This window comes from Lysinibacillus sp. LZ02 (assembly GCF_050613145.1).
GTDB lineage: Bacteria > Bacillota > Bacilli > Bacillales_A > Planococcaceae > Lysinibacillus_B.
Genome location: NZ_CP192507.1, coordinates 1,520,747 through 1,547,716, shown reverse-complemented (window position 1 = coordinate 1,547,716; position 26,970 = coordinate 1,520,747). Strand labels below are relative to the sequence as shown.

The 26,970-nt window shown below is 39.4% G+C and carries 24 protein-coding genes; 2 read left to right on the top strand and 22 right to left on the bottom strand.

Annotated features, from left to right (window positions below; translation table 11 throughout):
* Nucleotides 1–37: 37 nt before the first annotated feature.
* The 3 genes from ACQQ2I_RS07335 to mce form a co-directional block, all read right to left on the bottom strand.
* Complete coding sequence (locus tag ACQQ2I_RS07335; RefSeq protein WP_431029896.1) at nucleotides 38–994, bottom strand: hypothetical protein; 957 nt, start codon at nucleotides 992–994, stop codon at nucleotides 38–40.
* A 310-nt stretch (nucleotides 995–1,304) separates the two neighbouring features.
* Nucleotides 1,305–2,864 carry an acyl-CoA carboxylase subunit beta gene (locus tag ACQQ2I_RS07330; RefSeq protein ID WP_431029895.1) on the bottom strand — a complete coding sequence of 520 codons (1,560 nt, stop codon included), beginning with the start codon at nucleotides 2,862–2,864 and terminating at the stop codon, nucleotides 1,305–1,307.
* Nucleotides 2,864–3,280, bottom strand: coding sequence for a methylmalonyl-CoA epimerase (gene mce, locus ACQQ2I_RS07325; protein WP_391371990.1), 417 nt, complete (start codon nucleotides 3,278–3,280; stop codon nucleotides 2,864–2,866). The genes ACQQ2I_RS07330 and mce overlap by 1 nt, the downstream gene beginning before the upstream one ends.
* Before the next feature lie 115 nt (nucleotides 3,281–3,395).
* Between mce and prli42 the strand changes: the two genes are divergently transcribed.
* Nucleotides 3,396–3,491 carry a stressosome-associated protein Prli42 gene (gene prli42, locus ACQQ2I_RS07320; protein WP_431029894.1) on the top strand — a complete coding sequence of 32 codons (96 nt, stop codon included), beginning with the start codon at nucleotides 3,396–3,398 and terminating at the stop codon, nucleotides 3,489–3,491.
* Between the two features lie 32 nt (nucleotides 3,492–3,523).
* Here the strand turns inward: prli42 and ACQQ2I_RS07315 are convergent, their stop codons facing one another.
* The 10 genes from ACQQ2I_RS07315 to ACQQ2I_RS07270 form a co-directional block, all read right to left on the bottom strand.
* On the bottom strand, nucleotides 3,524–4,477 hold the full coding sequence (locus ACQQ2I_RS07315; RefSeq protein WP_431029893.1) for an aromatic acid exporter family protein: 954 nt from the start codon (nucleotides 4,475–4,477) through the stop codon (nucleotides 3,524–3,526).
* 66 nt (nucleotides 4,478–4,543) lie between these two features.
* The gene (locus tag ACQQ2I_RS07310) at nucleotides 4,544–4,984 is read right to left on the bottom strand and encodes a BrxA/BrxB family bacilliredoxin (RefSeq protein ID WP_391371981.1); all 441 of its coding nucleotides are present in this window, start codon (nucleotides 4,982–4,984) and stop codon (nucleotides 4,544–4,546) included.
* A gap of 103 nt (nucleotides 4,985–5,087) precedes the next feature.
* On the bottom strand, nucleotides 5,088–6,173 hold the full coding sequence (gene meaB, locus ACQQ2I_RS07305) for a methylmalonyl Co-A mutase-associated GTPase MeaB (RefSeq protein ID WP_431029892.1): 1,086 nt from the start codon (nucleotides 6,171–6,173) through the stop codon (nucleotides 5,088–5,090).
* A complete protein-coding gene (gene scpA, locus ACQQ2I_RS07300) occupies nucleotides 6,173–8,320 on the bottom strand; it encodes a methylmalonyl-CoA mutase (RefSeq protein ID WP_431029891.1) in 2,148 nt (715 codons plus the stop codon). The genes meaB and scpA overlap by 1 nt, the downstream gene beginning before the upstream one ends.
* Nucleotides 8,317–9,999 (bottom strand): methylmalonyl-CoA mutase family protein, encoded by a 1,683-nt coding sequence (locus ACQQ2I_RS07295; RefSeq protein WP_431029890.1) that lies wholly within the window; start codon nucleotides 9,997–9,999, stop codon nucleotides 8,317–8,319. The genes scpA and ACQQ2I_RS07295 overlap by 4 nt, the downstream gene beginning before the upstream one ends.
* 131 nt (nucleotides 10,000–10,130) lie before the next feature.
* Entirely contained in the window at nucleotides 10,131–11,438 is a 1,308-nt protein-coding gene (locus ACQQ2I_RS07290) for a dihydrolipoamide acetyltransferase family protein (RefSeq protein ID WP_431029889.1), read from the bottom strand.
* A gap of 12 nt (nucleotides 11,439–11,450) precedes the next feature.
* Complete coding sequence (locus tag ACQQ2I_RS07285) at nucleotides 11,451–12,434, bottom strand: alpha-ketoacid dehydrogenase subunit beta (protein ID WP_431029888.1); 984 nt, start codon at nucleotides 12,432–12,434, stop codon at nucleotides 11,451–11,453.
* Nucleotides 12,434–13,432, bottom strand: coding sequence for a thiamine pyrophosphate-dependent dehydrogenase E1 component subunit alpha (locus ACQQ2I_RS07280; protein ID WP_431030468.1), 999 nt, complete (start codon nucleotides 13,430–13,432; stop codon nucleotides 12,434–12,436). Before ACQQ2I_RS07280 ends, ACQQ2I_RS07285 begins: the two co-directional genes overlap by 1 nt.
* 29 nt (nucleotides 13,433–13,461) lie before the next feature.
* Entirely contained in the window at nucleotides 13,462–14,877 is a 1,416-nt protein-coding gene (lpdA, locus tag ACQQ2I_RS07275) for a dihydrolipoyl dehydrogenase (protein WP_431029887.1), read from the bottom strand.
* A gap of 55 nt (nucleotides 14,878–14,932) precedes the next feature.
* Nucleotides 14,933–16,027 carry a Leu/Phe/Val dehydrogenase gene (locus ACQQ2I_RS07270; RefSeq protein WP_431029886.1) on the bottom strand — a complete coding sequence of 365 codons (1,095 nt, stop codon included), beginning with the start codon at nucleotides 16,025–16,027 and terminating at the stop codon, nucleotides 14,933–14,935.
* Between the two features lie 287 nt (nucleotides 16,028–16,314).
* Here ACQQ2I_RS07270 and ACQQ2I_RS07265 point away from each other — a divergent pair, with 287 nt between their 5' ends.
* Nucleotides 16,315–16,566, top strand: a complete 252-nt coding sequence (locus ACQQ2I_RS07265) for a DUF2627 domain-containing protein (protein ID WP_431029885.1) — start codon at nucleotides 16,315–16,317, stop codon at nucleotides 16,564–16,566.
* Nucleotides 16,567–16,644: 78 nt separating this feature from the next.
* On the opposite strand, the gene ACQQ2I_RS07260 is transcribed toward ACQQ2I_RS07265, so the two are convergent.
* The 9 genes from ACQQ2I_RS07260 to dxs form a co-directional block, all read right to left on the bottom strand.
* A complete protein-coding gene (locus ACQQ2I_RS07260; protein ID WP_431029884.1) occupies nucleotides 16,645–17,361 on the bottom strand; it encodes a glycerophosphodiester phosphodiesterase in 717 nt (238 codons plus the stop codon).
* Complete coding sequence (locus ACQQ2I_RS07255) at nucleotides 17,361–18,932, bottom strand: DUF342 domain-containing protein (protein ID WP_431029883.1); 1,572 nt, start codon at nucleotides 18,930–18,932, stop codon at nucleotides 17,361–17,363. The genes ACQQ2I_RS07260 and ACQQ2I_RS07255 overlap by 1 nt, the downstream gene beginning before the upstream one ends.
* A 291-nt stretch (nucleotides 18,933–19,223) precedes the next feature.
* On the bottom strand, nucleotides 19,224–19,466 hold the full coding sequence (locus ACQQ2I_RS07250; protein WP_431029882.1) for a hypothetical protein: 243 nt from the start codon (nucleotides 19,464–19,466) through the stop codon (nucleotides 19,224–19,226).
* A gap of 125 nt (nucleotides 19,467–19,591) precedes the next feature.
* A complete protein-coding gene (gene spo0A, locus ACQQ2I_RS07245; RefSeq protein WP_431029881.1) occupies nucleotides 19,592–20,383 on the bottom strand; it encodes a sporulation transcription factor Spo0A in 792 nt (263 codons plus the stop codon).
* Between the two features lie 243 nt (nucleotides 20,384–20,626).
* Nucleotides 20,627–21,562, bottom strand: a complete 936-nt coding sequence (locus tag ACQQ2I_RS07240; protein ID WP_431029880.1) for a SpoIVB peptidase S55 domain-containing protein — start codon at nucleotides 21,560–21,562, stop codon at nucleotides 20,627–20,629.
* A 312-nt stretch (nucleotides 21,563–21,874) separates the two neighbouring features.
* On the bottom strand, nucleotides 21,875–23,566 hold the full coding sequence (gene recN, locus ACQQ2I_RS07235) for a DNA repair protein RecN (protein WP_431029879.1): 1,692 nt from the start codon (nucleotides 23,564–23,566) through the stop codon (nucleotides 21,875–21,877).
* A gap of 15 nt (nucleotides 23,567–23,581) precedes the next feature.
* Nucleotides 23,582–24,031: a transcriptional regulator AhrC/ArgR gene (gene ahrC / locus ACQQ2I_RS07230; protein ID WP_391371936.1), complete on the bottom strand. Its 450-nt coding sequence runs from the start codon at nucleotides 24,029–24,031 to the stop codon at nucleotides 23,582–23,584.
* A gap of 224 nt (nucleotides 24,032–24,255) precedes the next feature.
* A complete protein-coding gene (locus ACQQ2I_RS07225) occupies nucleotides 24,256–25,077 on the bottom strand; it encodes a TlyA family RNA methyltransferase (protein ID WP_431029878.1) in 822 nt (273 codons plus the stop codon).
* Entirely contained in the window at nucleotides 25,074–26,963 is a 1,890-nt protein-coding gene (dxs, locus tag ACQQ2I_RS07220; protein WP_431029877.1) for a 1-deoxy-D-xylulose-5-phosphate synthase, read from the bottom strand. Before dxs ends, ACQQ2I_RS07225 begins: the two co-directional genes overlap by 4 nt.
* Nucleotides 26,964–26,970 lie beyond the last annotated feature (7 nt).

Genomic DNA, 26,970 nt, shown 5'->3' with positions numbered 1-26,970 from the left:
CTATTTTACCTCTATCACCAATGAAAAACAATTATTCCTATTCATCTGATAGCAAGTTCGCTTTTTTTACAGCTAATTGTTCTTTTTGTTGCTCTACTATTTCAAGCTTATGTTTCAGTGCAAGTAATGTATTCGATACATCATCTAATACACGCGAAATTTGGTTTGTAGAAGTGGCGATTTTCGAATGAATGGACCATGCTGAAAATACATCATCAAAGAAGAAATCAGCAAATTTGACAAAACCATCTGTATCGATTTGTAATGTTTCGTGTTTCATCTCTTGAATATCTAATAATTCATTTTGAAAACGTTGGAGAGCTATTTGCGCTCGATGCAAATACGCATTAGACTTATCAAGTTTCTCGTGTTTTAATGTTGTGGCAATGAGCCCCCCACCTAAAAATGTATCCCATGTTGAATAATTCTTTGCTGTCTGTAATGCTTGGGCTGCTTCAACTAGCTTTCGTTGCGCTTCTTTTCCTGCTGTAATCGCCTCATGTATTTCAGTTAATAATGGTTGCACTAAAAATTGTTGTTCAATGATTTCATCTAATATAGCCGCTTTTTCTTGATGATTCGCCATATAGTAAAGTTGAATTTTATTTTCAAGCTCTTTGATTTGATCGATTAAATACGGCTCATTAACAGCATTTATTTTATAAATCGTATCGACTAAATCATCATTTAAATCTTCCTGCATCAGTTGGGCTTCAATCAGTTTTAACTCTTTCGTTGCCATCACATCTAAGCGTTCTTCTACTAACTCTTGCTGTTTGCCTGTCCATGTACGAAATACATTAACAAAAGAAAAACCTTCTAATTTGTTTAATTTTTTGCGCGCATCTTTTAAATCTTGTTCGTATTTTTCAATATTAACTGCTACATGCTTCATTTGATGTTCTAATGATGCTTGTTGCTTTTTTAACTTCTCTAATGAAAGAATTTGCATTTTATAACTTTGGAGTTGTTGTTGCAATTCAATTAAATTCATATTTTTTCCTCCTTTATACAGGATATTCACCGAAACATGTACTTGACCGCACATTCCGTTACGGGCGAACGCTTTCCGCGGGCGAGGTCGAGCCTCCTCGTCGCTCATACTTCGCTCCATGTGCTTTTAGAATCCTATATTCTTTAATCAAGAACATATTTTGATATTGAACCTTTATATAATTGCGATAGTTTTACTACAAAAAAAATTGGACATAGGAAAATATCGAGAAAATTAGTTATTATCATACGGATATCGTCACACTAAAAAAAACGCTCTCACAAATGGTGAGAGCGATTTTGTTCGCTTCTTATAGAGGAATATTGCCGTGTTTTTTGTATGGACGGTCTTCGTGTTTTGTAGAAAGCATATCTAATGCTTGGATTAACTTAATACGTGTTTCGCGTGGATCGATTACATCGTCTACCATACCGCGAGATGCTGCAACGTAAGGATTTGCGAACTTCTCTTTATACTCTTCGATTTTTTGTGCACGCGTTGCTTCTGGATCAGCCGATTTTGCGATTTCACCAGCGTGGATGATGTTTGCCGCACCAGCAGCACCCATTACCGCGATTTCAGCGTTTGGCCAAGCGAATACTAAGTCCGCACCGATTGCTTTAGAGTTAAGCGCTACGTATGCACCACCGTATGCTTTACGTAAGATCACTGTAATTTTTGGTACAGTTGCTTCTGAGTAAGCATAAAGGATTTTCGCGCCGTGACGGATAATACCACCGTGCTCTTGTTTTACACCTGGGAAGAAGCCAGATACGTCTTCGAATGTAATTACAGGTACGTTGAATGCGTCACACGTACGTACGAAACGAGCTAATTTGTCTGAAGAATCGATGTCTAAACCACCTGCTAAAAACTTCGGTTGGTTACATACAAGACCTACAGATTCACCCGCGATACGAGCGAAACCAACTACGATGTTTTTCGCGAATTCTTTTTGAACTTCCATAAATGAACCTTCGTCCACTACTAGTTCAACAACTTTACGCACATCGTACGATTTTGTTTGGTCGATTGGCACAACATCTACAAGCTCTGAGCGATACTCATCTCCTGCAGTATATTCTGCTTTTGGTGCTTTCTCTTTATTGTTTTGTGGTAAGTAAGATAATAATTGTTGGATTTGAGCAATCGCCGCTTCTTCGCTTTCAGCACGGAAGTGGGCGTTACCAGAAATCGCGTTGTGTACTTTTGAACCACCTAAACCTTCAGAAGAAATTTTCTCACCTGTTACCGTTTCGATTACTTTCGGTCCTGTGATGAACATTTGAGATGTTTTATCAACCATTAAGATAAAGTCAGTGATTGCTGGAGAATAAACTGCTCCACCCGCACATGGTCCCATAATTACTGAAATTTGTGGGATTACACCCGAGTAAATAGAGTTACGGTAGAAAATGTGACCATAACCATCTAAAGAAAGTACGCCTTCCTGAATACGCGCACCGCCTGAATCGTTAATACCAATGAAAGGTGTACCGTTTTTCGCAGCTAAGTCCATTGCTGTTGCAATTTTTTTCGCGTGCATTTCACCAAGTGCACCGCCGAATACAGTGAAATCTTGTGCGAATAAGTATACGTTACGGCCATTGATTTTACCGAAACCAGTTACTACACCATCACCAGGTCCTTCTAATTTTTCCATACCGAAGTCTACCGTACGGTGTGTGATGAATGGGTTGATCTCTACGAAAGTACCTTCGTCAAGTAACATCTCGATACGCTCACGAGCAGTCATTTTGCCTTTTTCGTGTTGTTTTTCGATACGAGCGTCACCGCCACCTAATTCAATAATCCCTTTGCGATCATATAGTTCATTAATTTTGTCAAACATATCTACAGTAAGTGCCATTATTTTTGCTCCCCTTTTCCACTTTTATCACATAATTCGTATAGTACACCGAAAGAGTCTTTCGGGTGTAAGAACGCTACTTCAGCGCCGCCTGCACCAGGACCAGGTTCATCTGAAAGAAGGCGTACACCTTTTTCACGAAGTTCAGCCATGCGTTCACGGATACCTGTAACACCAAATGCTACGTGATGAATGCCTTCACCGCGTTTCTCTAAGAAACCATGAATTGCACTTTTTTCACTCATTGGTTCTAAAAGCTCAATTTTTACGTTTCCAGCATCGATGAAAGCTACTTTCACTTGTTGAGATTCTACTTCTTCTAATTTTAAAAGTTTTAAACCAAGTGTTTCCGTATAATATGTAATACGTTCATCGATATTTCGTACTGCGATTCCAATGTGGTCTACTTTTTCCATTGTGTAAACTCCCCTTATAAATGGCTATATTGCCGCCTAGTATTAAGCGATAACTACTTGAGAATTTCTTTAAATTTGATACACTAAATAAAGAGAAAAGAAGGAGCGAATACGTATGAGCAATAAGAAATTTCAAAAAATCGTTGTCTATACAATGATTGTCATTATGTTACTTTCAACGATTGGACTAGGTTTAGCTGCTATTATGTAAGGTGGATGCGATGTTGCATCCATCTTTTTTTATTACAACCCTTTAAAAGATTGCTTGATTGCTAAATACGCATCCATTTCCTCAATAAACTGATACAATGCTGCCATGGCTATAAATGTTTGATGGTCATTTGGTAATGGCATATTGGCAAACTCTACTTTCACTTCATTTAGTTTTTCTCTAAAATGACTAGCTGTATTGCCTGAATGAACATGTTCACTTAGCTCTTCCATAAAAACAGCGACTAATTCCGCTTGTTGTACTATAACAGGTAGGGCAGTAATTTTCGGCAAAACACGTTCAATGATTTCCAATTGTTGTTCCCGCATATCAAAATAGACATAATATGCATTTTTCTTACGTGTAAGATGATTTTCAACATCTTGGAAAGCAAGTGCTTTTGCCTTATTTAATATTTCGACAGCTTTTACAAGTTCATGACCATCCCAAAGCATATCCCCTTCCTTTAAATATTTCGCAATTTCAGAAAATATTTTTTTGTATAAGGATTCAATTTCTCTTCGGTACCAGTCAAGTTCCTTTTGAATATCTGGCATGTACATATTCACTACTAAACCTACTGTATAGCCAATTGCCATTAATGCTAATTCATTATAGAAAAGGGCTAATGTAAAATGGGCTTCCGCATAAATGTGCATAATAATGACTGCACTGGAGACAAAACCTGCTATCACACCAATCGATACAATCGTTGGTATAAAAACGACAAGCATTATTCCGAGAATAACGGGGTTATATCCAAATATTTCGAAAAATACGTATGCAAGAATCATGGCGATAGCACTTGCTACCACACGTGTGTACACTGCATGAAGCGATTTCTTTTTCGTCGGCTGCACGCTCAAAACGGTTAAAATCCCGGCGGCAGTAAAAAAATCTAAGTTACAGTACTGCGCGATTGCTATCGCAACAGAAGCACCAAGCGCCGTCTTTAATGTACGATAGCCGATTGAAAATTTTTTCATCGACCGCTCTCCCTTTTTTTAATAGGAAGTGCAAGTCCCATCAATAACGGGACTGCACCGGCGTTTTTATACTTCCTCGCAGTATTCTTCAAAGTAACCTTGTAAGTTCGTAACAACACTAACTGGATCATGTCCTTCAATCTCGTAACGTCCCACTTCTGCCACTACTTGACCATCTTTTAATAATACGAATGATGGCGATGATGGTAAGTGATCTTCACCAAAAAGGTAACGAGCTGCTGCAGTTGCCTCTTTGTCTTGACCTGCAAATACTGTTACTAAATGATCTGGACGCTTATCATAGTGAATCGCTGCACCAGCTGCTGGGCGAGCAATTCCCCCTGCACATCCACACACAGAGTTCACCAGAACAAGAGTTGTACCAGGACGTTCAAACGCCGCTTCCACCTCTTCAGGCGTACGTAATTGTTCGTAGCCCGCTGCTTCCATTTCAGCACGTGCTGTCGTTGTAATTTGTTGCATAAATAAATCGTAGTCCATATTCATCGATTCATCGCTCCTTTCACAATACCATTTTATCATAGCAAGTTCGTTCGGGCGTTGCAAAGGACTTCAGTTGCAGAATCGATTGTTTAATAACCAATTATCCTTATTTTTCATCAAATAATTGATTAACACCTTGTGTCACAGTCAGTCGACCATGTAAAATGGCATCCTCTAACTCGCGAACTTGCACTTTACGTGACGGATTTTGGTAAAAGGAATCGATTAAGTGATCCGTAATCATCGTATGGAACCAATCACGTGTTTGTTCATGACGGCGCACTGTCCAATAATTCGATTTTTTAATCGTTTCCTCAAAAGTCAACAGCATATTCCATACATCTTCCAAACCCGTTTTTTCCATTGAGGACGCAGCAAGTGATGTACTAATCCACCCTGGTGTGGACGGCTGTAAAAAGTGTAAAATTTGCTTATACTCTTGCACCGTTCTTCGCGCCGGACGTACATTATCACCATCTGCTTTATGCACTAAAATACCGTCCGCTAATTCCATAATTCCTTTTTTCATACCTTGTAGCTCGTCCCCCGCTCCTGTTAATACAAGTAGCAAGAAGAAGTCGACCATGCCACGTACATACGTTTCACTTTGTCCAACGCCAACCGTTTCAATTAAAATGACATCGTAGCCAGCTGCTTCACAAATGAGCATCGTTTCACGTGTTTTCTTATGGACGCCACCTAGTGTACCTGCTGAAGGTGATGGACGAACGAATGCATTTTCTTGACGAACAAGCTCTTCCATACGCGTTTTATCGCCTAAAATACTCCCGCCAGATAATGAGGAACTTGGATCAATCGCAAGTACCGCTACTTTTTTGCCCATTTTACAGAGCATCGTCCCAAATGCCTCGATAAACGAAGACTTACCTGCACCTGGTACACCTGTAATGCCAATACGAATACTGTTACCCGTAAACGGTAGTAGCTCTTGTAGTAATGTTTGCCCCTGCTCCTTATGCTCAGCATTGGAACTTTCGACAAGCGTAATCGCCTTGGAAAGCGAAGTACGTGCACCGGCACACACCTCACTTGCTAAAGCAGGGATATCAAGCCGTTCTTGCTTTTTTTTACGGAACCGTTTCGGGGCTGAGTGATTCATACCATCATGACCACCTTTCACGCCTTCCATGACAATTAAGCCTTTATCTTCCATCCCTTTAAAGTATTCCATTAGTTTGCCACTTCCTCGTAGCCTAACTGTTTGTAGATTTCCTCAATTAACTTTTGAGCTGCTACCGGAAGAACTGTACCAGGACCGAAGATTGCCTTTGCTCCAGCTTCGTATAGGAAGTCATAATCTTGTGCTGGGATTACACCACCACAAATTACAATGATATCTTCGCGGCCTAATTTTTTCAGTTCAGCTACTAATTCTGGTACTAATGTTTTATGACCCGCCGCAAGTGAAGATACACCTACACAGTGTACGTCATTTTCTACAGCCATTTGAGCTGTTTCAGCTGGCGTCATGAATAGTGGAGAAATATCCACATCGAAACCAAGATCCGCATAAGCTGTGGCAACAACTTTGGCACCACGGTCATGACCGTCTTGTCCCATTTTGGCTACTAGAATACGTGGACGACGACCTTCGTTTTCTAAGAACTCTTCCGTCATTTGCTTTACTTCTGTGATTACCTCATCATCTGCAAAGTTTGACGAGTAAACGCCAGAAATGGAGCGGATTACCGCTTTATGACGACCTGATACTTTTTCGATTGCATCTGAAATTTCACCTAAAGATGCGCGAGCACGTGCAGCATCTACTGCTATAGCAAGTAAGTTCTCAGATCCATCTTCAGCTGCTTTTGTTAAGCGAGCTAAATGCTTTTGTACTTCTTCTTCGTTACGTTCTGCTTTCATTTTTTCTAAACGCTCGATTTGTTTTTGACGTACAACGGTGTTGTCAATGTCAAGAATATCGATTGGCTCCTCTTCTGCTAAACGGTATCGGTTTACACCAACAATCGTTTCTGCTTTTGAGTCGATTTTCGCTTGGCGTTTCGCCGCAGCTTCTTCAACTTTCATTTTCGGTAAACCTGTATCGATTGCTTTTGCCATACCGCCAAGTTCTTCGATTTCTTCGATTAATTCCCATGCTTTTTCTTGTAGTTCTTCTGTTAATTTCTCAACATAGTAAGAACCGCCCCATGGATCGATTACTTTCGTCATACCTGTTTCTTCTTGTAAGAATAACTGTGTGTTACGAGCAATACGCGCTGAGAAGTCTGTTGGTAAAGCGATCGCTTCGTCCAATGCGTTTGTGTGAAGTGACTGTGTATGCCCCATCGCTGCTGCGTTTGCTTCGATTAATGTACGCGCTACGTTGTTGAATGGATCTTGCTCTGTTAAAGACCATCCAGACGTTTGAGAATGCGTACGTAATGCTAAAGATTTTGAACTCTTTGGTTCGAATGTCGACATCATTTGTGCCCAAATACGACGACCTGCGCGCATTTTTGCTACTTCCATATAGTAGTTCATACCGATTGCCCAGAAGAACGATAAACGCGGTGCAAATTTGTCGATGTCGATACCCGCTTTAAGACCTGTACGTACATACTCAAGACCATCTGCAAGCGTGTAACCAAGCTCGATGTCGTTTGTCGCGCCTGCTTCTTGGATATGGTAACCCGAAATGGAAATCGAGTTGAATTTTGGCATGAATTTTGATGTATATTCAAAAATGTCAGCAATAATTTTCATCGACATTGCCGGTGGGTAAATGTACGTATTACGTACCATGTACTCTTTTAAAATGTCGTTTTGGATTGTACCAGCAAGTTTATCTGGTGTTACCCCTTGCTCTTCTGCTGCAATAATATAGAATGCAAGAACTGGTAATACTGCACCGTTCATTGTCATCGATACAGACATTTGATCAAGTGGAATCCCATCAAATAAAATTTTTGCATCTTCTACAGAGTCAATGGCAACCCCAGCTTTACCAACGTCACCTGTTACACGTGGATGGTCTGAGTCGTAACCACGGTGTGTCGCTAAGTCAAATGCTACGGAAAGACCTTTTTGCCCCATCGCTAAGTTACGACGGTAAAATGCATTCGATTCCTCTGCTGTTGAGAAACCTGCATATTGACGTACTGTCCAAGGACGAGCTACGTACATTGTTGGGTAAGGTCCACGTGTATTTGGTGCAATACCCGCTACGTCTTGTGTATGTTTTACATCTTTAATGTCTTCTACATTGTATACAGATTTCACTTCGATGCCTTCGTTCGTTAAAAATGTGCCATTTGCTTCTACTTGTTCTGCCTTTAGCACGTCCTCGATCACAACCGATTTAAAGTTTGCGCTCATCGTTGTACCTCCTTCATGCTAGCAGTTACAGCATTTAATTTTTCAATGATGTTTTGACCAGCGAAGATAAAGCCGTTTAAGCCTTGTGCTGTCCAAGTATCTGCTTCTTCTTTAAACTTACCTGCTGCATCTAACACGATATGAGCTGGCTTGTCTTCCAGTAATGCAGGGACTAACGCTTTTGTATCATCATCTGTTGCTGCTATACATACGTAATTGAAGTCTGCTTGTGCTAACCAAGCTTTTGCTGCATCGATTGTATCGATTGCACCTGATTGCTCTGGTGTGATACCTGCTGTATTAAAGAAGCCTGCTACAAAGTCTGCACGTGGCTTGAAGTTCTTTAATTCACCGAATGTTAAAACAGCAATTTTAGCATTCGCTGCTGCAAATTCTTTACGTAAGTTTTCAAATGGAATAGCTAAACGCTTTACATCTGCAAATTGCACATTCTCTTCTGTTGGTAGTTCATCTGCTGGATTTGCGTAGATGTTCGTACCAATTAGTGAATGCTTGCGTGTTTCAACTGCTTTAATACGTTGTGCATAAACATCTGCAATTTGTGCTGCTAACGTATCTGCATATGCATCGATACCGCCTGCTTCTTCAATTTCTAAGAATAGTGCCCAAGCCGCTTTTACGTAATCTGCTGTTAATGATTCGATGAAATATGAACCGCCTGCTGGATCTAATACATTCAACACTTGCGATTCTTCATTGATGACCAGTAGTACATTTTGTGCAATACGTGTTGATGTAGTAGTTGGTTTTGATAACACATCATGTGGATGCACTGTAAATACATCAGCACCACCAATTGCGCCAGCAAATGCCTCGTTTCCAGCACGTAATAAGTTTACATAAACGTCTACTTTTGAGAAGCTACGTACGGATGTTTCAGCGACAACCGGCACTGAAATTGCTTCTGCACCAACCCCGTTTGCAAACGCTTTCCATAGTACTTTAAAAGCGCGAAGTTTAGCGATTTCTGCAAAGAATTGTGTATCAATAGCAAAGTTTACGAAAAACTTAGAAGCAAACGCTTCATAAGATGCAGCTGCTTTTACTTGTTTTGCCGCAAGTGCTAATGCAATCGCTAACTCTTGTACAGCATTTGCGCCATCGTTATGAGATGGTACCGTGTTTGCTACCGAAGTTCGTACATTTGGATAGTCTGCTAAATCAATTGCATCATTGCTTAGGATATAGCCTTCGACATTCGTACGTTTGCCTTCTTCGATTACGTTGAACACAGCTAAAATAGGGTCATTTGCGTTTTCAACAATAAATTTAAACGAATATTCTGTTAAATAATCCGACAATTTAGCAATTATTTGCTCGTCTAAAGCGAATGGTAGACGGCTATCAATTGTAATTACCTTATTACCACGTGCTAAGCTATCGTCTAAATGCGCGAAAAATTTCTCTGGTGAATCGCCTGTGATGTGTTGCGCGATTTGTAATCCATTCGTTGCCGATAACGTACGGATTGTCGCTACTTGTTTCTCAAGCTGATCCCCTAATTTTTCTACAAGCATTTCTTGTGTATAAAGTGGCTCAAGTGTAACCCCTTCGATTGTTTTTGTGAACAATGACTCAAATGGTTTTCCTTTTAAAGCAGCGATCGCCTGCTCTTTCCATTGTTCATAACTAGCTGCCGGAAATTGTATTTCTTTCATGTTAGTTGACATGTGGACGCTAATTAGCTTCCCCCCTTACTATATTCTACAATGTATTTTACATGAGAAAGTCCTTACAATAAAGTATAAAAATTAAAGGAAGCCTATATTTATAGGCTCCCTTGGAGTTGTCAGTAGACTGACATCTTATTTTTATCCGTGTTTTCGAGTATTTTTTTTACTCTTTTCAGAAAATTACCGCAAATAAGTCCATCGAGTACTCGATGATCTAATGATAAACAAAGATTGACTATATCACGTATAGCGAGCATATTTCCACCAATTACTACCGGTTTTTTTACAATACTTTCCACCTGTAGTATAGCAGCTTGCGGATAATTAATAATACCTGCTGACTGAATCGAGCCAAACGAACCTGTATTATTGATGGTGAAAGTTCCGTCCGAAACATGCTCTGGGCGTAGGTTTTTAGTTCTTGCAAGCTGTGACAGTTCATGAATTTCACGCGCTATTCCTTTTATTGACTTTTCATCAGCGTGTTTTATAACAGGGACAAATAATTGATCATCTGCTGCGACCGCAATGGACATATGAATATCCTTTTTTTGAATGATTTTGTCTCCTGCCCATGTAGAATTGATCATAGGGAATTCCTTTAATGCCTGTGCCACTGCTTTGATGAAAAACGCAAAATACGTTAAATTGTATCCTTCTTGCCGCTTAAACTCCTCTTTCATGGCATCGCGATATGCAACTAATTCTGTTACATCTACTTCGATCATCATCCATGCATGAGGGATCTCTTGCTTACTGCGCACCATATTATTCGCAATCGCTCGTCTTACGCTTGTAATCGGTAGTTCGATATCTCCACTTTGTAAAGCTGTTTGTTCTTTTCGTAATGGTACGTTTTGCTGCACCTCTTGCTGTACTTCAAGCACAACTGGTGTTGGCACAGGTTCACTTTGTTGTTGGCCAGTATTGATCATTGCTAATACATCTTTTCGTGTAATCCGCCCTTCAAACCCTGTACCTTCCACCTTTTCTAAATCAACCGCATATTCTGCGGCAAGCTTCAATACTGCTGGTGAATAACGCGCCTTTGCTTTCGGCTCACGTAGCTCTCTTTTTGATGAGGTATCTTCTTTTTTAGACAGCGGTTTATGCACACCTGCATTTAAAATAGCGGCAGAAACATTAGATTTTTTTATTTCCGGTGCAGATGGTAGTTCATCGCTACTTTCGATTTGAACGGTACAAACAACTGCCCCTACTGGAAGTGTCTCGCCTTCAACAGCAATTAACTCTTGAATAATACCGCTAAAGGATGAGGGAATTTCTGCTTGCACCTTATCTGTCAGGACTTCTGCCAATGGGTCGTATTTATTTACTCGGTCTCCTACTTTTACAAGCCAACGTTCAATCGTGCCTTCTGTGACACTTTCCCCAAGCTGAGGCATCGTAATGTTTTGAATCATAACGCTTCCCTCCTAAAATGCAGCAAGTTGACGCATTGCTCGCTCAATTTTTTCTGGACTAATCATATAAAATTTCTCCATCGTTGGCGCATATGGCATCGCTGGTACATCTGGTCCAGCTAAGCGTTGAATCGGCGCGTCAAGTTCAAACAAACAATGTTCTGCAATAATGGCCGCAACCTCACTCATAATGCTTCCTTCCTTATTATCCTCTGTGACTAGCAGTACTTTCCCTGTTTTAGCTGCTGCTTCAATAATTGCCGCTTGATCCAGTGGATAAACTGTTCGCAAATCGAGAATATGTGCTTCTATTCCATCGGTTGCCAGCCTTTCTGCTGCCTGCATCGCAAAATGAACAGCTAGCCCATAAGTAATAACCGTGATGTCATCTCCCTCACGTTTTACATCTGCCTTGCCAATTGGTAGCGTATAGTCTTCCAGTGGTACTTCCCCTTTAATCAATCGGTATGCTTTTTTATGCTCAAAAAACAACACAGGGTCCTCATCTCGAATGGCTGCTTTTAGTAACCCTTTTGCATCATAAGGGGTTGATGGAATCACAATTTTCAAACCTGGTGTACCAGCAAATAGCGCTTCTACTGACTGTGAATGGTAAAGTGCGCCATGGATTCCCCCTCCAAATGGAGCACGAACGACAAGTGGACACGACCAATCATTATTGGAACGATATCTAATTTTCGCCGCTTCTGACACAATTTGATTGACAGCTGGCATTATAAAATCAGCAAACTGCATTTCTGCAATGGGGCGCATCCCATACATCGCTGCACCAATGGCTACACCTGCAATCGCACTTTCAGCAAGTGGTGTATCTAACACACGTGCCTCGCCAAACTGTTCATATAATCCTACCGTTGCTTTAAATACGCCACCCTTGAGTCCGACATCTTCTCCTAAAATAAAGACGCGCTCATCAGACGCCATCTCCTCTTTCATCGCTAAATTAATGGCCTCAATAAAAGACATCACTGGCATTAGACGTCACTCCCTTCTGCATACACAAATCTGAGTGCATGTTCTGGTGTTGCATACGGTGCAGCTTCAGCATAATCTGTCGCATCATTCACGATTTCTAGTATTCTTTCATTTATCTCCTGCAAGCTTTCAACTGTTGCTACACCTGTTTCCATTAAATACTTTTCGAATAACAGAATTGGGTCTTGTGCACGCCCTTCTTCAATATCTTCTGCTGTACGATATTGACGATGGTCGTCGTCAGAAGAGTGGGCTGTTAAGCGATATGTGACGGTTTCGATTAAACTCGGCCCTTCGCCTTTTCTAGCTCTATCTGCCGCCTCTTTCACTACTTTATATACTTCTAACGGATTTTTCCCATCTACTGTGACCCCAGGCATCCCATAACCAATAGCTCGATCAGATACTTTCTTACATGCTAATTGCCGTTCAACAGGTACCGAAATAGCGTATTGATTATTTTCAACCATAATAATGACAGGTAATTTATGAACACCTGCAAAGTTTGCGCCTTCGTGGAAATCGCCTTGATTGGATGAGCCTTCTCCCAGTGTGACAAATGTGATAAAATCTTCGCGCTGCATTTTGCCTGCAAGTGCTACCCCTACAGCATGTGGTACTTGCGTCGTAACAGGTGACGAACCGGTTAAAATACGATTTTTCTTTTGGCCAAAATGCCCCGGCATTTGACGCCCTCCAGAGTTTGGGTCTTCGGCTTTTGCAAAAGCCGAAAGCATTAAATCCCGTGCTGTCATACCAAAGTGAAGCACAACGCCCATATCGCGATAATACGGTGCAATATAGTCTTTTGTATAATCCAGCGCAAATGCTGCCCCTACCTGTGCTGCCTCTTGACCTTGACATGAAATAACAAACGGAATTTTTCCTGCACGATTCAACAGCCACATCCGCTCATCTAATCGCCTTGCTAATAGCATCGTTTCGTACATTTTACATACATCCTCATTTGTCAAACCTAAACTACTATGATGTAACATTTCTGTCATACGAACATCCCCTCTCGTAGTTAAAAATGGATAGCCTTCCCTTCAATAGCAAGTGCTGCTTCACCTAGCGCTTCACTCAGTGATGGATGCGGGTGAATAGTCGCGCCCATCTCCCAAGGTGTTGCGTTTAAAAACAAACTCAGTGCCGCTTCTGAAATTAAATCTGTCGCGTGAGGACCAATTAGATGAACACCTAACAAATCATTTGTGTGACTATCCGCAATTACCTTGGCAAACCCTTCCGCTTCTCCATAGACAAGCGCCTTTCCAATTGCTTTAAATGGGAATTTAGCCACTTTCGTTTCAAACCCTTGCTCCTGTGCTTGCATTTCTGTTAAGCCAACACTCGCAATCTCTGGGTTTCCATACACACAGCGAGCTATATTCGAATAATATAGTGCTTCATTTTTTAATCCAGCTATATGTTCTACCGCTCGAATCCCTTCATATGAGGCAACATGTGCGAGTTGCATGCCACCGATCACATCTCCTATCGCATAAATATGGTGCTCTTTCGTTTGAAAATGTGCATTGACTTTTATGCAAGCGTTTTCAATTTCGATTTCGGTATTTTCTAAGCCAATGTTTTCAATATTTGCTGTACGACCAATGGATAGCAACATTTTTTCAGCTGTCAACACTTCTCCTGTTTTTAGAGAACATGTAACTTCTTTAGTCGAAACTTCGATTGTGCTCGTATCGATGATTGCACTAGTAAAAATACGAATATTGCGTCTTTTTAATAGTTTTGTCATTTCCGAGGAAATATCTACATCCTCCGTAGGTAAAATATGCTCTCCATATTCTACAATCGTCACTGCGACGTCAAAATCAGCAAGCAACGATGCCCATTCAATGCCGATTACCCCTCCACCGACAATGATGATTGATTTAGGTAACGTCTTTAATTGTAATGCCTCATCTGATGTGAGAATCGTTTGTCCGTCAACATCTACCCCATCCAACATACGCGGGCGTGATCCCGTTGCAACGATGACGTTTTTCGGTATGAGCATTTCATTTTCTGTACCGTCCTGCATTTCCACACTAATCGTCCCTGGCAATGGTGAAAAAATGGATGGGCCTAAAATACGCCCTGTTCCGTGATAAACGTCTATTTTCCCCTTCTGTATTAAATGCTGAACACCATTATAAAGTTGCTCAACTATTTGTTGTTTTCGATTTTGTACCTTTTCAAAGTTTAATGTAACCCCTGCCACATCAACCCCGTAACTATGTGCTTTTTTCGATTGGCTATAAATTTCTGCGCTTCTTAATAGCGCTTTACTTGGAATACATCCTTTGTGAAGGCACGTACCACCAAGCTTATCACGTTCCACAATCGCCGCTTTCAAGCCTAACTGGGAAGCACGAATGGCTGCCACATATCCACCTGTCCCGCCACCTAAAATGACCACATCATATTCTTTTGCCATATACATCCCCCTTAAGACAGGGGAAGTGAAGTATACACTTCACTCCCACTATGAACTATCTATCACCTAGAATGCTTTTTTCATTTCGTAAAAACTGACTACGTGACTTTGCAACTCTGCCAATGCGTTGTTCAGCTAAACGGTTTGCTGCAATATATGTTGGAATATTTTCTTCTTTTGAAACAGCAAAGATCTTTATTAAGCTGTCATAAATCGTTTCTACACGTTTCATCGCACGGTCACGGTTATAACCGTAGAGCTCATCCGCTACATTAATCACCCCGCCAGCATTAATTACATAATCAGGTGCATAGATAATGCCTTGTTCATGTAAAATATCGCCATGGCGTGATTCTTTTAATTGATTATTCGCAGAGCCAGCAATGATTTTCACTTTCAGTTGTGGAATCGTTTCATCATTAATAATTCCACCTAATGCACAAGGCGCAAAAATATCTACATCCTGCGCATAAATTTCATGAGGTGCTACTCGTATTGCCCCAAACTTCTCTACTACGCGATTAATCGCTTTTTCATTAATATCGGTTACAATAAGTTCGGCACCTTCATTATATAAATACTCACATAATGTATACGCAACATTTCCTAAACCTTGTACAGCAATTTTTCTCCCGCTTAAACTTTCACTACCAAACGCTTCTAGTGCAGCTGCTTTCATCCCTAAGTACACACCATATGCCGTTACAGGGGATGGATTTCCAGATGAACCGAATGCTGGTGAAATTCCTGTTACATAGTTTGTTTCTTCATGAATGATATCCATATCAGAAACCGTTGTCCCTACATCTTCTGCTGTGATATAGCGACCATTCAATCCTTGAATAAAGCGCCCTAATGCACGAAACATTTCTTCATTTTTATCTTTAAATGGATCACCGATAATGACCGTTTTTCCGCCACCAAGATTTAAACCAGCTGCGGCATTTTTATATGTCATGCCCCGTGCAAGACGTAGAGCATCTTCAATCGCTTCTTCTTCAGATGCATATGTCCACATACGACAGCCACCTAGTGCCGGACCTAACGTTGTATCATGAATGGCGATAATTGCTTTTAAGCCTGATGCCTGATCTTGACAAATCACAAGCTGCTCATAATCGTATTTTTCCATGTACTTAAAAATCTCCATATACTTATACCCTCCTCAATAAAATTCACAAAACTTACTCGAATTAAATTATTTTTTCTACTTTATGTAGAGGACATACTTATAAAGCAATAATAATTCGCCTTATAAATTTACAATACTTTCTATTGGGGATGAACGCAAATAAAAATACACAAAAGTCTTTTATTGAGAATATTCTAATTTTTCAAAACTTATTAGATGTTATTTTAGTAGAAAGATAAAGTGGTCGATTCTTGACTTTCACTATGACCATTGTACAATGAAATTATGATTAGGAGGGTTTTTGTATGGCTCGTATGGCAGCGTTTATCGTTCTCTTAATTCCCGGCTTAATGGCTGCTGCTGGAATTAAATTTATGCGTGATACGTTATTCAGTAATTTAATTTCCCCATTTCCTTGGCTTTGGTTACAATTCGTTGTCGGGATCATTTTCTTCTTAGCCGGCTTCGGTTTCTTTGCTGGCTTCCTACTTCACCGCGACCGTAAAAAAGGGAAAGTAGCACCACGATGGGAACGTAAACCTACATCTCAAGATTAAAAAGACACATCTCGACCTTGATCGGGATGTGTCTTTTTCTTATGCACTTATTCATAAAAATTTATACTTTGCTCTCCACTAAGTCTGGCGCTTTACTACGCGGTCAGGATAGTCCGTAATCCATCCTCCGACAATCGAATGAGGGGATGCTAAAAAATGTTCATTTCCTCGAATACTATAAAAACGCATCGGCTTATTTGTCTTGTTACATATGTCTAAAAAGCGCGGTTGATAATATCTTTTATGTGCGTGCACAGCATTAATATAATGCATCTCGTGCAACCGGTCCCACTCAAATTTCTTCGTAACGATAATAGCTGTCTCTATATGAGGACAATGCACCTTTACCGCACGCAACAGTTCGTCATGAAAGGAAGATACGTGGCTCCCATTAGGCAAATCAACTGTTTTTAACAGACGAATGAACGGCATGATGTTCTCAATTAAAGACTCTTTTAGTTCAATATTTAACGGCATATGATGCTCATTAGCCCAATGGAACACTTTTTCTAAAGTCGGAATTCTCTGTCTAGCAAACAGGCGAAAAAAGCGTCGCCCTAACTTAAGCTCACTTACTTCTTCAGCTGTACACTCGTTTATCAATTGACTAACACCCGTCAGCCTCTTTAAATGTAAATCATGAAAGACAAATAATACATCATCTTTCGAACGTTGAATATCCAATTCAATACCATCTGCTTTTAATATACGTGCCTTGTCAAACGCTTCAAACGTATTTTCAAGGGCGTACCCAGACGCCCCTCGATGCGCATAAACAGGGATATATTTTGTCATTAAACGTTCAACTCTCCAAACTCTAAAGCAAATTTTCCCTTTGTCATTTTCGAAAGAATCGATGACTTTTTACCAATTTGGATATACGTCCCCGGATAGGCTTCTTTTGTTACATAAATTTCTTCTTTTCCTACGTTACGTAAGTCATTCATCATTTGTTTAATTTCATGGTCAATTTCTAATGCTTCTTCATTATACTGTTTTAACTTCAATTTTGCTTGTTCAAAAGCGGCGATTTGTTGCGTATTTAATCGGTTTACAATAGAACTTAGACGACCTACTTGTTCTTCAAGGGATAAAACTTCTTCCTGTAAAGTCTTTAAATGTGCTGCCTTTTCTTGAATGATGGCATAAGCTTCTTGTTTATTGATGCTATTGATAATCAGTTCCGTACGACGCTCTAAACGATTACCAGAAATCGCTGTAACAATTTGGCTATTAGCTATTGCTGTACCACCGATTATTTTACCTTTGCGCTCATCTACTAAAATAGAATGCGCTCTCAAGTAAGAGCCAATCGCATAAAAACCTATATGAATCTCGTTGCCTGCTATTAAGTTTGCTTCATTCACATGCTTAACGAAAATACTGCCACCTGCTTCTATCCGAGTTTCACCTAAACCAAAAATACCACCGCGAATAAAAATGTCCCCATCAATGGATTTAATTAACTTCGCACCTGATACACCTTCTGGTCCTTCAATGGAAATATCCCCTTTTGCAGTAACAGAAAAACTATTTTGAACTGTCCCACGAATCGTAATCGAACCATCAAACTCTAAGTTCCCTGTTTCAATCCCTACATCACCGTTAATCGGTAAGTGGTGATTAACAGAAATCTGACCTTGAAGACGCTCTAATACACCGGAGATACGCGAACGGAGAACTACTTTCCCATCCTCTTCACATTCATATGCAGATTTGTGGTCATATTTTAGCGGTGCATCTCGTCCTGGTACTGCAGGTAGCAGCTCTCCATATACATTTTTCCCTTCCTGCCCTGACTGCGGTGGAATTTTTTCACCTAACCAAGAGCCTTCTTGAATTTCAAAAATAAAATTCATATCATAGTAATCTGCTTTTCCATCTTCTCGTATGACAGGCTTGCGTTCAGGTATTTCTAAATAAGTAATTTTGGCATCTTCGCCTTTCACAGGCGGCGTTCCTTGTGCAATCAATATTGCTTTTCCTGGCATAATATTTTCCATATGTATAGGCAAAATACCATGAACAATACGCTGTTCTTCTAATAATTTAGTGATTTGTGCATGTAATTGTTGTTGATTCCTGCGAATAAAATCGGGTGTTTCATGTATGAATAAGGAAGCAGACATTTTATCGCGAGATACTTCAATTTCAAGGTTCGGTAACCATTGACCAACCTCGACAGGTGTTGCATTTTCTTTTGATAAAACATTTTTTAATACAGCGAAGTTCGTTAACTTAATACGAGGAAAACTACGTAAAATAGCGTCAAAATCTTTTAAAGGGAATCCCGACTTCATAGTCTTTAAATATACCTTCCCGTTCTGTTCGGTAATTTCAAAAAAATCATTTATAAAGACGACCACGTAAATCCTCCTTTCTCTTGTAAACTAGTATATACAATCTCGAAAGTTTTGTTTAGCAAGAAATAGCAAATTATTCAACAAACTTCTTTTACCTCACATAAATACCTTCAAAATCATTCCTTTATAACCACTTAATACAGTTTAACATTTCAGAAAAATCAATATTTTATTAAAAAAGGCACAAAAACAAGCACTCTTAACATAGAGTGCCTAGAGACAAAGGATAATTTTAAAAAAATACGAATCACTAACAACTTTTCACCTAAAAGAAAACATTTTAAACATTACTTTTTAAACACACTTTTTCTCAATAATGGTAATTTCTCGTTTTAAATCTTGTACAGTCATAGTATTTGTTACCGCTTCTTTGCAATATTTCAAATACATCACAATCTGAATTGTAATATCATCCGCTACCATACCATTACAGTTTACTTCATTTTCTACTATCCGTTGAATATTTTTGAGTGTTCGAACGTCTATTTTATGAAGTGCTGCTAAATCAAATGCACGTAGTAAGCCGTCTGTAATCAATTGGATCCCTCCTGCGATATTATGACAAGATTTAACATTTATTACCTTTACTGAGCATCATTAAAACGTGTTGATGTTGTAAAAGTGCGTGTCCCTCTTATTAATAAGCATAGCCAATTGATTTCTTAACTCGCGACCATTTCAATACGGATTTTATCTGCAATCATGGCGATAAATTCACTATTCGTAGGCTTTGATTTCATATGGTGCACTGTGTAACCGAACATTTCTGAAATGGTTTCATAGCTTCCTCTGTTCCATGCTACCTCGATGGCATGGCGAATAGCACGTTCTACCCTTGATGAAGTTGTTCCAAACTTTTTCGCGATTTCTGGATATAAAATTTTTGTTACAGAACCTAATAACTCGATATCATAATAGACCATTTGAATAGCTTCTCGTAAATAAGCATAGCCCTTAATATGTGCTGGCACACCTATTTCTTTAATAATTGCTGTAATGGTTGTATCGAGCTGGCGTTGATCCATCTTTTTATTTTGTGTTGGTTGCAAAACGCTCTTTCGTTTTTCAGAATCTACTTTCACCCCTGCAACGTGGATAATTTTTTGTACCAATTGCTCAAATTCAAATGGCTTCAACATAAAATAAGAAGCTCCGTAATTTACAGCCATCTTCATCACATCATCTTGTCCAAACGCAGTTAGCATAATAACGGGGATATTAGTTAGCTTTTCATCATTATACATCGCCTCTAGTACACCCATCCCATCTAAATGAGGCATAATAATATCTAGCAGCAACACATCTGGCCGATACTGTTCTAACATCTTAATGCAAACTTTTCCGTTTGATGCAGTAAAAATCACTTCAATCTCTTCGTGATTATCAAAATAGGCCTCCATCATTTTAATCAGATCTCGATTGTCATCTGCAATGGCAATTTTAATTTTTGACATAATATTTCCCCCTAGTGATTTTTCCATAAAAAACATTGTTAATTTGACACATTTTTTCTAATTCGACAACCTATATAAAAAACCTTTCTAAATAGCGTAAAATGATTATGTAGTATTATAGATTCCTCTAAAAACGACAGAAAAATTGTTTTATCTTTCCCCCGTCAAACTTTCGTCACAAATATTTTATTAAAAAAAAGTAAAAATGACTACACTTTTATTTAAAGTGTAGTCATTCCGACATTAATTAGGGGATTTTTTTATCATTTCAACAATTGTGATTGCTGCACCTTTTTGTGGTTCTTCCACAAACATATGCGTTACAGCACCGATGAATTGATCATTTTGTATAATCGGGCTACCACTCATGCCTTGTATAATGCCACCCGTTTTTTGCAAAAGTCGCTTATCCGTTACAGTAAATTGAAACGTTTCATTTGTAACTTTATGGATGTTAATGGAAAAACTTTCGATTTTAGAACCCTCAATAGAAGTGAGCATTTTCGCCGGACCTATTTTAATTTCATTTCCATGTATAATTTCTAGTGGTGGATACAGACTTTGTTGTAGAGGTTGTTGCCATTTGCCAAAAATGCCGTACGCTTCATTTGATAATACATTGCCAACTTCTCCTTCATGCCGCTCGTTACTTGAGATTTTGTAGCCAGGCTCTCCAGGGCGGCTTTTTTTTATTTGGGCAATGTTTGCTAAATAGAGTGATCCTTTTAATACTTTTGGGGTAACATCTATAGAATGATCAAAAATTTGATGTCCTAGCGCGCCATACTCTAAACGTTCCGGGTCGATATAGGTTAAAGTGCCAACTCCATCTGTTTGATTTTTCATAAAGCTTACTAATTGTTGAAATTCATTCCCCGTTACTTGAACGGTATGTTGCTTTTCTCCTCGTTGCAACACAAGCTTAACGCTTTTATTCGATGAAATTTTTTGATCTTTTAATGCCTGTATGTCTTGCCCATCAACTTTTAATAACTGATCGCTTTTACGTAACCAATCGCCGCTATTAAGAAGAACGTCATTTATTACATAGTAATGTGGCATTTGTAATTGAACACTGATTGTGTGTCCCATCGGTATAAGCTTTTTCGCCTCAATCGGCATGACAAACATAAATAAGGTTAACCAAACAAGTAACAATGAATGGAAAAGTCGCTTCATAATCCACCTCCTTTTTTCATTAGCTTGTAGCACTTTTAATCGTTTATGAACGGAAAAATAAGGTCACATGTAAAAGCCGTATCCTTTACATCAGTTCATTAACAAAAAAGCAGATATCACGCAGTTAACAAGGTAAAATGATGTGCGTTAGATTACATAAAACATTCCCTTTTCCTATCCATAAAAAAAGACAAAATCGAAAATTCGACTTTGTCTTTGTTCATTAACTTATTACGCGCGTTCATTTTTCTTTTATTGTTAAATAGTGCATTGGAATACGTTGATTTCCGATTTGTATAATCAACATATCTGTTAATTTATCACTTGTTTTCGTTCTTTTGCCATTTCAATCAGCTCTGTTGCATGTTGTAGTGTTAAATCGGTAATTTCCGCTCCACTCATCATACGGCTGACTTCTTCAATACGTGCTTGGCCTTTAATTTCTGTAACAGTCGTAAATGTACGATCATGTTCGACTTGCTTTTTAATGTAATAATGATGATCTGCCATCGCAGCTACTTGTGGTAGATGGGAAATACATAGTACTTGCGAGTTAACGGAAATATCTACAATTTTTTCAGCGATCGCTTGGGCAACTCGTCCACTTACGCCTGTATCCACTTCGTCAAAAATAATAGATGTAATGCCGTTTGACGATGAAAAAATGGTTTTTAATGCTAGCATCATACGTGAAAGTTCTCCACCTGACGCAATTTTTGGTAAAGATTTTGGTGGTTCACCCACATTTGTTGAAATATAAAAAGCAATGTCGTCTTTTCCGTTAATATCAAATTGCTCTAATGCTTCAAAATGAACGATAAACTTCGCTTTTTCCATATGAAGCACCCGTAGTTCATTCATAATGGCTTCACTTAAAACGATAGCACTGTCTTTTCGGATAGCCGTTAACTGTTCAGCAAAGCGGTTTAATTGCTCTTCCATTTCACGAAGGCGCTTTTCACTTTGTTGAATCGTTTCATCACGATTAATAAGCTGCATTAATTCTTCTTCTATTTTCGCTTGATACGCTAAAATTTCTTCTACCGTCGTACCGTATTTACGCTTCATTGCTTGGTATTGTGCCAAACGTTGCTCCACTTCATTCATACGCTCTGGGTCAAATTCTAAATCGTCTAGTACATGCTGAATTTGATACGCGGCATCTTGCAATGCATAAAAGCTCGATGTGACCGCTTCTGATGCTTCTTTAAAATTCGTATCAAGACCTGCAATATCTTCAAGTGCACGCATCGCATTTCCGATAAAATCAAGCCCTTGCGCTTCACCAAAAATTGCTTGATAGGCAACATTGGCGCGTTCAAAAATTTTATGGAAGTTCATTAATCGTCGACGTTCTTCCGTTAACTGTTCTTCCTCGTCCACTTTCAATGCCGCTTCTTCTAATTCATTAATTTGGAATTGATATAAATCGATACGCTGTGCTGTACGCTGCTCGTCTAAATTAAGTGCTTGTACTTCTCTTTTCAATTCACGATACGATTCGTAAAGTGCTTGATACCGCGCTTTTACTTCTTGCAACTCGTCCTGTGCAAAATGATCGAGTAAATTAATATGACGCTTCTCATCCATCAGCTCTTGGTTTTCATGTTGTCCATGAATATCGATTAAACTGCCACCAATATCACGAAGCACAGAAAGTGGCACTAATTTACCATTTACACGACAAACACTTTTCCCGTTATCGTTTAAATCGCGTCGTAAAATAATGGTCCCTTCCTCTGCTTCAATACCCGCCTCTTCTAACTTTGCATAAATCGGATGATCATCATTTGAAATTTGAAATAGACCGCCTAGCTCCGCTTTTCGCGCCCCGTGACGGATAAATTCTAACGACCCACGTCCACCTGCTAACAGATGAACAGCATCGATAATAATAGACTTTCCTGCGCCTGTTTCCCCTGTAAGCACAGTTAAGCCATCAAAGAAACTAACAGTTAAGTCATCTATGATGGCAAAGTTTCGAATACTCAGCTCTCGTAACAAAAATACCACCCCAAATTAAAGCATGTCTAATAGTTTGTTTTTAATTTCTTCACGGTCTTCTTCCGTTCGACAAATAATTAAAATCGTATCGTCCCCTGAAATCGTGCCTAAAATTTCATTCCAATCTAAATGGTCTAGTAGTACTGCAATAGCATTAGCATTTCCAGGTAAAGCTTTCACTACTAGAAAATGCGATGCCCCATCAATGGAAACAAATGCATCTGCTAATGCACGCTGTAATTTTTGAATTGGGTTAAAGCGTTGATCTGCTGGTAAGCTGTATTTATAACGACCGTCTTGTAGTGGCACTTTCACTAAATGTAGCTCTTTAATATCACGTGATACAGTTGCTTGTGTCACATTGTAGCCTGCATTTTTTAAATGCTCAACTAAGTCATCTTGTGTTTCAATTTCATTATTTGTAATAATATCGCGAATTCGAATATGACGTTGACCTTTATTCATATCTTCACCTCATAAAAAATTAATTGTATATTTACACTAACATTTGCATAAAAAAAAAACAAGAAAAATTGAATATAGCAGGGGGAAAAGCGTTTATTTCAATACTTTGTGAGTTTTAAGAAAATTCAAAAAGACAAAATCCTACGTATAAGATTTTGTCTTTTTAGCCATACGTATGAGCATACAATAACAGCTCACTCTATTTAAGAGTGAGCTGTGTTTCTTCATGATTTTAGTTGTGCATGTGCTTCATTTACGACACGTGTAAAATCCGTAAACGGCGTCAATTCTTCACCATCTTTTGGATTTTTTAAATGGAATAAAAATTCGATATTTCCTTCGCCACCTGTAATAGGTGAGAAAGAGGCGTCTACTACGGCAAAACCTACTTCTGTTGCCATTGTAGCTGTTTGCTCAAGCACAGCTAAATGGATTTTAGGCTCGCGGACGATGCCCTTTTTACCGACATTTTCTTTCCCTGCTTCAAACTGTGGCTTCACAAGTGCCATCACATCGCCACCAGGCATTAATACCGTTTTTAATACCGGCAAAATAAGTGACAGCGAAATAAATGACACATCAATCGTTGCAAAATCCGGTAAACCTTCTACTAAGTCTTCCGGCTTTGTGTAGCGGAAATTTGTTTTTTCCATGACCGTTACACGCTCATCTGAACGAATTTTCCACGCTAATTGGTTAGAGCCTACATCCAGCGCATAACAGTGTTTTGCCCCATTTTGTAAAGCACAGTCTGTAAAGCCGCCTGTAGATGAGCCGATATCAAGCATTAACTTTCCTTCGACTGACATATCGAAAATTTGTAATGCTTTTTCAAGCTTTAATCCACCACGACTCACATATTTTAGGTCAGAACCCTTCACTTGAAGCGGCGCATCGATAGCAATTTTTTCACCTGCTTTATCGATGCGCGTTTCATTGGAATAGACGAGCCCTGCCATAATGGAGCGCTTTGCTTTTTCACGTGTTTCACAAAGCCCACGCTCCACTAATAGAACGTCTACACGTTCTTTTGGTTGTTTCGTCATATTGTTCCTACCCGCTTTTTAAGTAACGTATTGATACGTTGCACTGTTTCTTCTGTTGTGACATTAATTTCTTCAAGTAATTGATCGACACTGCCGTGTTCAATAAATTTGTCGGGAATACCGATACGATCAATATCAACTTTGTATTGATAATCTGCTGCAAACTCTAATACTGCACTACCGAATCCACCTTGAAGAACGGCTTCTTCAATCGTTAAGATTGGTGCACCGTGTTGCATTAATCCATGTAGCATTTCTTCATCCATTGGCTTAATGAAGCGCGCATTGACAACCTTTACTTGCACACCTTGTGAAGCTAGATTTTGTGCCGCTTCCATTGCCATTGGAATCGTTGTACCAAATGTAAGAATAGTTGCATCTTTTCCTTCACGTAGCACTTCCCATGAACCAATTGGCAATGCTTTCATTTCAGCATCCATCGGAACACCTAATCCATTACCACGCGGATAGCGTAGCGCGATTGGGCCATTGTCATACTCAAGCGCTGTTTTTACCATATGTTGCCCTTCGTTTTCATCTTTAGGCATCATAAGCACGATATTCGGAATATGACGTAAGAAGGAAATATCAAATACTCCTTGATGCGTTTCTCCATCTGCCCCAACTAAGCCTGCACGGTCAATTCCGATAAAGACATTTAAGTTTGGACGTGCGATATCATGAAGTACTTGATCATATGCACGTTGTAAAAACGTCGAGTAAATCGCTAAAAACGGTTTCATCTTTTGCGTTGCAAGGCCTGCAGCCATTGTTGCAGCATGCTGTTCTGCAATCCCAACATCAAAGAATCGGTTTGGAAAATCTTTTTGAATCCCTTCCAGTTTAGAGCCAACTGGCATTGCCGGTGTAATCGCTACAATTCGTTCATCATCCTTCATACATTTACGAATGGACTCTGCCACTAAACTACTCCAAGCTGGACCTTTTACGGCTGACTTTACAAACTCACCGTTCTCCATTTTATATGGACCCGTTCCATGCCATGTACCAACTGTATCTTCTTCCGCCGGTTTATACCCTTTTCCTTTTTTCGTAATGACGTGAACAAGGACTGGACCTTCGACTTTTTTAGCATATTCTAACGTCTCTTCTAACACTTCAAAATCGTGTCCGTCAATTGGCCCTAAATATTTAAAGCCCATTTCCTCAAAGAACACGCCTGATACAACTAAATATTTCAAGCTATCTTTTACACGTTCCGCCGTTGCCGCTAATTTATCGCCGACAACTGGAATTTTATACATTAAACGCTCCAGTTCCTCTTTTGCCTTAGAGTATTCTCTTGCCGTACGCAAGCGACCTAATACGCCATGTAATGCACCAACGTTAGGAGCAATAGACATTTCATTGTCATTTAAAATAACAATCATATTCGTTTTTTCATGACCAATATGGTTTAGTGCTTCAAGTGCCATCCCACCTGTCAGTGCACCATCGCCAATAATTGGCACCACATAATTTTTTTCCTTTCGGATGTCACGAGCTGCTGCCATCCCCATTGCAGCGGATAAAGACGTTGAACTATGTCCTGTTTCCCATTCATCATGCTCGCTTTCTACAAGCTTCGGGAATCCACAAAGTCCTTTATACTGACGCAATGTATCAAACTGACTGGCACGTCCTGTTAAAATTTTATGCACATAGGCTTGATGCCCTACGTCCCATAAAAATTTATCTGCTGGACTATTAAACGCTTTATGTAAAGCGATTGTAAGTTCGACTACACCTAAATTTGGACCGATGTGACCTCCAGTGACAGAACATTTTTCAATTAGAAATGCACGAACATCTTTTGCAAGCGCCTCTAATTGTTTATTATTCAAGCCTTTTAAAAAGGATGGACTAGAAATCGTGTTTAAATCCATCTCTACA